Origin of the sequence: Sphingobacterium sp. 1.A.4, assembly GCF_002734245.1 — a bacterium.
GTDB lineage: Bacteria > Bacteroidota > Bacteroidia > Sphingobacteriales > Sphingobacteriaceae > Sphingobacterium > Sphingobacterium tenebrionis.
Genome location: NZ_PEAZ01000067.1, coordinates 22,064 through 29,661 on the forward strand (window position 1 = coordinate 22,064; position 7,598 = coordinate 29,661).

The 7,598-nt window shown below is 42.4% G+C and carries 5 protein-coding genes and 1 pseudogene; 2 read left to right on the top strand and 4 right to left on the bottom strand.

What is annotated here, in order from left to right; translation table 11 throughout:
• The first annotated feature begins 63 nt into the window (after positions 1 to 63).
• Positions 64 to 2,190 (top strand): M3 family metallopeptidase, encoded by a 2,127-nt coding sequence (locus CRJ00_RS11730; protein ID WP_099367063.1) that lies wholly within the window; start codon positions 64 to 66, stop codon positions 2,188 to 2,190.
• Between the two features lie 187 nt (positions 2,191 to 2,377).
• On the opposite strand, the gene CRJ00_RS11735 is transcribed toward CRJ00_RS11730, so the two are convergent.
• Positions 2,378 to 4,141: an ABC transporter ATP-binding protein gene (locus CRJ00_RS11735; RefSeq protein ID WP_099367064.1), complete on the bottom strand. Its 1,764-nt coding sequence runs from the start codon at positions 4,139 to 4,141 to the stop codon at positions 2,378 to 2,380.
• Between the two features lie 6 nt (positions 4,142 to 4,147).
• Positions 4,148 to 4,900, bottom strand: coding sequence for a tRNA pseudouridine(38-40) synthase TruA (gene truA / locus CRJ00_RS11740; protein WP_209023088.1), 753 nt, complete (start codon positions 4,898 to 4,900; stop codon positions 4,148 to 4,150).
• Between the two features lie 135 nt (positions 4,901 to 5,035).
• On the opposite strand from truA, the gene CRJ00_RS11745 reads away from it, so the two are divergent.
• The gene (locus CRJ00_RS11745) at positions 5,036 to 5,479 is read left to right on the top strand and encodes a hypothetical protein (RefSeq protein ID WP_099367065.1); all 444 of its coding nucleotides are present in this window, start codon (positions 5,036 to 5,038) and stop codon (positions 5,477 to 5,479) included.
• Between the two features lie 101 nt (positions 5,480 to 5,580).
• Here CRJ00_RS11745 and CRJ00_RS11750 read toward each other — a convergent pair whose 3' ends face one another.
• The gene (locus tag CRJ00_RS11750; RefSeq protein WP_218962210.1) at positions 5,581 to 7,209 is read right to left on the bottom strand and encodes an IS1182 family transposase; all 1,629 of its coding nucleotides are present in this window, start codon (positions 7,207 to 7,209) and stop codon (positions 5,581 to 5,583) included.
• 204 nt (positions 7,210 to 7,413) lie between these two features.
• Positions 7,414 to 7,598, bottom strand: a pseudogene (locus CRJ00_RS18990) (IS110 family transposase); the annotation flags it as partial.

The following is a 7,598-nucleotide window of genomic DNA, read 5'->3' on the forward strand; positions in this document are numbered from 1 at the left end:
TGAATTGGTATCTTTTTAAAATATCTTTACCTTTGCACAAAAATTGAAACAAACTGGAAAGTAATGAATAAAAAAAGTTTTTTACCTTTCTGCGCCATCATAGCAAGTATGATCGTAGGATGTAACAACGAGACAAAAACAACAACAACAGTAGATTTGAACAATCCATTATTAGCGAAATACGATACGAACTTTGAGGTTCCTCCTTTCGATTTAATCAAAGACGAACATTTCAGACCTGCATTCGAACAAGCTTTAGCAGCCCATAATGCAGAGATCGATTCTATCCTGGAAATTTCTGATGAACCTACTTTTGCCAATACCGTGGTGGCATTGGAGAACTCCGGTCAATTATTGAACCGCGTATCTACGGTTTTCTTTAATTTGAATTCGGCCAACACGAACGATACCATTCAGGCGATTGCAAAAGATCTGGCACCGGTTTTATCAGCACATGGTGATGAGATCAGCTTAAATCCAACTCTTTTCAAACGTGTGAAAGCGGTTTATGATAAAAAAGAGTCCTTAGGATTGGATGCTGAGGATCAGAAATTATTGGAAGAAACCTATAAAGGTTTCATTCGTTCGGGAGCTAATCTTTCAGATGGCGATAAAGAGAAACTGAAAAAAATCAATGCGGAGCTTTCTGTGTTGACTACCCAATTCGGTCAGAATTTATTGGCAGAGACCAATGCTTTCCAAATGGTGGTTGACAAGGAAGAAGATTTAGCCGGATTGCCGCAGGCATTGAAAGATGCTGCAGCAGCTGAGGCAAAAGCTAAAAATCAAGAAGGTAAATGGTTGTTTACCCTGCATAATCCTTCTGTAATGCCTTTCCTTCAGTATGCGGATAACCGCGAATTGCGCAAGAAGATTTGGGATGCGATGCAGAACCGTGGAAACAACGGCAATGAAACAGACAATAATGACATCTTGATCAAGATTGCGAACTACCGTTTGGAAAAAGCAAAATTATTGGGATATAGTTCACATGCGGCTTATGTATTGGAAGAGTCCATGGCAGAAAACCCTGGAAATGTGAACAGCTTATTGAATAAATTATGGACACCAGCTATTGCGAAGGCAAAATTAGAGGCAGCAGATATCCAAAAAGAAATTGCAGCGGCTAAAGATACCTTTAATGTAGCGCCATACGATTGGAGATATTACCAAGAGAAGATCCGTCAAAAACGTTTTGCATTGAACGAAGAAGAGATCAAACCTTATTTCAGTTTAGCAGATGTGCGTGAAGGCGCTTTCTCTACGGCAAATAAACTATGGGGTATTTCTTTCGTAGCATTGAACAATGTTCCTGTATACCACCCAGAGGTGGAAGTGTATGAGGTTCGTGATAAAGATGGTTCTCACCTAGGATTGTTATACGCCGATTTCTTCCCACGCGAATCAAAGCGTTCAGGAGCTTGGATGACTTCTTACAGAAGCCAAAGCCGTAAGGATGGCAAGCGTGTGGCTCCAGTGATCTCTATCGTTTGTAACTTTACAAAACCAGTGGGTGATCAACCTGCATTGTTGACCTTCGACGAGGCTTCTACATTGTTCCACGAATTCGGACATGCCTTGCATGGCTTGTTCTCCAATGTTAAATACCAAAGCTTAGCAGGTACTTCTGTGCCTCGTGATTTCGTGGAATTACCTTCACAGATCATGGAAAACTGGGCAGGAGATCCAGAAGTGTTGAAAACATATGCAAAACACTACCAGACTAAAGAAGCTATCCCTGATGCATTGATCGAGAAAATGGATAAAGCAGGTACATTCGACCAAGGTTTTGCTACGGTGGAGTATTTAGCAGCTTCTATCTTGGATATGAACTACCACAGCGCAACTTCAGCAATTACTGGAAAAGCAAATGATTTTGAGAAATCGGCGATGGCGAAGATCGGGTTGATCGATGCGATTATCCCTCGTTATAAGAGTAATTATTTCCAACATATCTTCTCAGGAGGTTATTCTGCAGGGTATTATAGCTATATCTGGTCGGAAGTGTTGGATTCGGATGCTTTTGCAGCGTTCAAGGAAAAAGGATTGTATGACCAGGCAACAGCAGCTTCGTTCAGAAGTAATATCTTGGAGCGCGGTGGAACTGGAAATCCTGCGGAGATGTATAGGAAGTTCCGCGGAGCGGATCCTGACCCAGTGCATTTAATGAAAAAAAGAGGGTTGAATTAATCCTCTGTAATATTTTTATCCTCTTGACGAGGGGGCCTGCGTCATTGCGAGAAACCATACCGTCATTGCGAGGAGGCACGACGAAGCAATCTTTGGACTAATCGAAAGATTGCTTCGATCCTCGCAATGACGTTTTTTATGCCTTTCACTTTCCTTCAACACCTTTCCCCCTACACCTTTCCCCAGCCTAAATCCCAGCCGAGTTAAACTGAAGCTCATAAAGCTTCCTATAATGCCCATCCATCTCCAACAGTTCATGATGAGATCCCATCTCCATAATCTTCCCTTTATCCAGCACAATAATCTTATCCGATTTCTGTATAGTCGATAACCTATGCGCAATCACAATGGAAGTCCTTCCTTCCATCAGGTTCTCTATCGCCTGCTGAATCAACAATTCCGTTTCCGTATCAATAGAAGAAGTCGCTTCATCCAAGATCAAAATCTTCGGATCATGCACCAAAGCCCTAATAAAAGAGATCAATTGGGCCTGACCTGCTGATAACGTAGATCCCCTTTCCTGCACATGATAATCAAAATTCCCGGGCAAACGCATAATAAAATCATAAGCCCCTACTTTTTTTGCCGCATCCACAATAGATTCATAACTGATCTTCGGATTGTGCAGGCTGATATTATTCAATACCGTATCCGAAAAAAGAAAAACATCCTGCAACACTGTAGAAATGGTCTGTCGCAAGTAATGCAATTCATATTCCCGAATATCAACCCCATCCAACAGGATCTCCCCCTTCTGGATCTCATAGAATCTGCTCAGGATGTTGATTACAGACGATTTGCCGGCACCAGTCGCTCCAACCAATGCCAAGGTCTCCCCAGCATGTACATGGAAGCTTAGGTCCTTTAAGACCCATTTCTCTTCATTATAAGCAAACCAAACATTCTTAAAAGTGATTTCTCCCTTAACATGGGCTGGCTTATACGTTCCTTTATTCGGCGTAAATTCATCCGTATCCAACACATCAAAAATTCGTTCTGCCGATACCATACCCATCTGAAGCGTATTGAACTTATCGATCAACTCTCGGATTGGCCTGAAGATCATGTTGATGTACATGATAAAAGCGACTACCACCCCAGGCGAAATCACATCCGCGAGGATCTGTTTAGAGCCATACCAAACCAATAAACCGGTAGCAATGGCCACAATAATCTCCAACACCGGGAAAAAGATGGAGAAGTACCAGTTGGCACGGATGTGCGCATTCCGGTGTTCCGCATTGATTTCCTTGAATTTCCGCATTTCCTGATCCTCACGCGCAAAATATTGAATCACACTCATCCCGGAGATATGCTCTTGCAAGAAAGTGTTGAGGTTGGAGACCCATAGACGCACACTTTGAAAAGCCGATTTCATGGCCTCTTTGAAAATGTAGGTCGCCGCGATCATCAATGGCATAGGAACCAGCACGACCAAGGTAAGCCTCCAATCCGTGTAGAACATCACCCCCAAGATCACCACGAGTTGTAACAGGTCGCCAATGATCTGTATCAAGCCTTCCGAGAAGATATTCGCAATGGTCTCCAAATCAGAAATGGTCCTCGTGATCAAACGACCAATGGGTGTATTATCAAAATATTTTAAACGAAGGTTCGTGATATGGTTGAAGACCTGTATCCGGATGTCCCGGATCACCGATTGTCCAAGTGTATTGGTCATTAGGGTATGGAAATACCGGATAATGGTCTGTGCCAAAAGTAAGGCAAACATCACCATCAACATCCAGGTCAAGCCTTCGGATTTCCCAGAAAGGATATATTGATCCAGGGTGTATTCCACCAATAGGGGTAATGCGGGAGCTACCGCTGCCAAGAGGATGGTCAATACCACCGAAACCCAAAATATCCCCTTATAAGGTCGGATATATTTGGCCAGTCGTCCTAAAAGCTTACTATCGTATGCGTTGCCCGCTATTTTTTCCTTTTCCAAGCTAAACTAATTTCCAATGTAAGGATACAAAACTTTTGTTAAATATAAACCACATGCCGGCACAGAAGTTCCCGCTTTTGAACGGTCTTTACTGGCTATAACTTCTTTTACATAAGATACCGGTTTTTTCCCCAGCCCAATTTCCATCAAGGTGCCCACGATGGCCCGCACCATATTCCGTAGAAACCGATCGGCGGTGATATGGAATACCAAGTGATCGCCTTCCCATACCCAGACCGCTTCTTTGATGTCGCAGTTGTTCGTGAATACCTGGGTATTCGACTTGCTGAAACAGGAAAAATCCTGTTTCCCGAGGAGATCTTTTGCGGCCAGATTCATCTTTTCCACATCCGGTTGATCCCTTAATGCCCAGGAAAACTGATGTCGAAAAGGATCCTTAGAAAAATGGATATGATATTCATAGCTTCTTTCCGTAGCATCAAAACGTGCATGTGCATCCGAATTTACGGCTATCAACCGTTTTACGGCAATATCAAAAGGGAGCAGTGCATTCAGGGAATGAACAAAGCGTTCTGGTTTTTGGAGGGTTTCCGCATCGCTGTCAAAGTGGACGAACAATTGTTTGGCATGTACGCCAGTGTCTGTCCTGCCGGCACCTATCGTTTCAATAGGCTGACGAAGAAGGATCGCCAATGCTTCATTGAGCTTCTCCTGAACAGAAACGGCATTTTCTTGGATCTGCCAACCATGATAGGCCGTTCCATTGTATGAAATCTCGATGAAATATCTCTGCTGCATGTTTTCCACCTGGCAAAGGTACGGAAATTCGGTTTTGTAACTGAAAACCATTACATTTTTTGACTGAAATCCGGGTATTTCGCCTGCGAATCTTTACCCTTAATTTTATCCTATCACAATTCACACTAATTAAAAATGAAAAAAATTATTTTAATGTTATCCTTGATGATGGGATTGTCGGGGATGGTAAAAGCACAAGGGTTATTGGACAAGATTGATCGTGCCTTGAACAAAGCGGAAAATACAGCCAACAAAGTAGGGAGCTCTTCGGAAAAAGCAGGTCGTATTGGTGGGAAAATCAATAACCTGATTGGTAAGAAGGAAGCTAAAGGAAGTAATTTTGAAATCCAGATCCAAGGAATCAAATTGGCGGATCTGAAAAGCCTGTCGACAGGATTGGAGACCGACAAAAAAGTGGGCGAAGTGAAGATGAAGTTCAATTCATCTGTTTCAACCCTACAGGTGATCTACAATGGGGAAAGCGATGAGCTTTTTGAATTGCTCAAGAAGAAATCGCCAAAAATCACCGATGAATCCGTGCAGGCTATGGAAGACAAAAGTATTTCAATTAAGTTGTAAATAGTTTATCTTTATAACAAATCATGCGAGAAGGTGTCTAAAAAGGCACCTTCTTCTGTTTTATAGCTTTCTGGAGCTCAATTATAATTTCATGAGCAATATTAAGCTGCAAGTCGATGTTTTGTACTTTTCAGCATGTTGATGGCTTGATTTATCGCAAATAGGAAGTTTTTGCCACCTGGTTTACCAATAAAAGCTTTGTTTTTCCACTTTTTTGCCCATTTTCTTAGGTTATGGGCAATAGCCATCAAGCCGAACTCCACGGTAACCTTCTCCAGTCCTTTCATGCTAAATCGGGTAAACCTGTTGTTGCTTTTCATCTGTCCAAATACCGCTTCGACTTCCACGGGTCTTTTGCTTCGATGGTATAGCCCCTGTGCCGACAGTAACCTTTCTCTAGCTTTAGCCTTGAGCCAAGCAAGGCGGTGATTGACTTCAATCAGACGATTGCCCTGTGCTTTATGACACCCATCACGCATCGGACAGACCTCACATCGATGAGCTTGATAGCAGCTCACCTGGGCGGCATATCCGTTGGTACTGACCCTGGTTGTTTGTCCGACAAAGCTTAGTTTCTGTCCTGCCGGACACACATAAAAATCCTCCTGATTATTGTAATATAGGTTCTGTACCGAAAAAGGATCCTGCTTATGCTTTCGCTTCTGCTCCATATGGAAGTAATTGTACTTGATAAAAGCGGTTATATCCTGTCCTTCCAACAACTCATAGTTCTGCTCACTGCCATATCCGGCATCTGCGACGATTGACTCACTTTGTTTTCCGTAACGGGACTCAAAGCCTTCCAAATGTTCCGGTAGGGTTGTCGTGTCTGCGGTAGTCTGATGGATACTGTAATGGGTGATGAACTGTTCCTCGGTACTGATCTGTGTATTGTAGGCGGGTTTGAGTTGACCGTTCTTCATGTGATCCTCTTTCATGCGCATAAACACAGCATCGGTATCGGTCTTACTATAACTATTGCGATCCCCTAGTATTTTCAGCTGTTCTTCATATTTCTCCAATCGTGGCAAGTAGTCATCTTCGAGTTTCTTAAGCTGCTTATCGGTAGACTTATTGGCCACTTTGAGCTTTGCATTGATCGCTTTGATCTTTTCCTTCAGCTGCGTGCTGTCGATAGCCTTGCTAACTTCTTGATTGCCTAATGTAGATTGGTCTTGGGTAATCTGCGCATCAATATCGGCAAGAACCGAAGCGATGTTCGCTTCTAACTTTACCTTGTTTTTCTCAACCGATTTCTTCCATACAAACGTATAACGACCAGCTGCAGATTCGATCTTGGTACCATCAACATACTGAACTTTCAGGCTGACGTACTCCATTTCATGTAACATCCGGACGATACTTGCAAACAACTCCTGTATTTGCCCCTTAAGACGCTTCCCCCTGAAATAGTTGATCATACGATAATCAGGCGTACTGTTGCCAGAAAGCCACATGAAATAGATGTTCTCTTGTAAGGCGCGTTCAATCTTGCGGCAAGAATAGATATTGCTTAAATAGGCGTAGAACAACACTTTGATGAGCATCCGGGGATGGAAACTAGTAGTGCCTCCCCCTTTATAAAGTCGGATAATATGATCCAGATCCAACTGATCAACAACCTGATTCACCAACCGAACAGGATGGTTCAATGGAATACGRTCWAAAATATTYTCAGGAAAWAGACTMGGACTATTGGATGGAAGMGCTTTGAATTGTATGTTTGCCATATTGTTTTTTGGKTGCACCTTAAGATACWAAATCTTRAGGACAAAAAACAGAAAACCCCGCCATTTTTTAATGACGGGGTTATTTTTTTGAGAGACCTTTTTAGATTCTGTGTTAATATACAAGTCAATTTTATCTTTTTTTTGTAATTTCGGGTTTTAGGCGGTCTATTGCCAGCCTGTTTAGGGTAGCCGTTTTTGGCCGCCCTAATTTGTATCTACTTTTTCGTTCTGATACTTTTGGAGATGGTATTGTGGATCATACCGCTGTTCGTTTTTATAAATTATAAACATCAGCTCTAGAAGTTTCCTTTGCACAGCTACTGCTGCTTTCATTTTGATGCCATTTCTTGAAACAAGCCTTGTAAATGTATTAGAATAATGTTCATCAT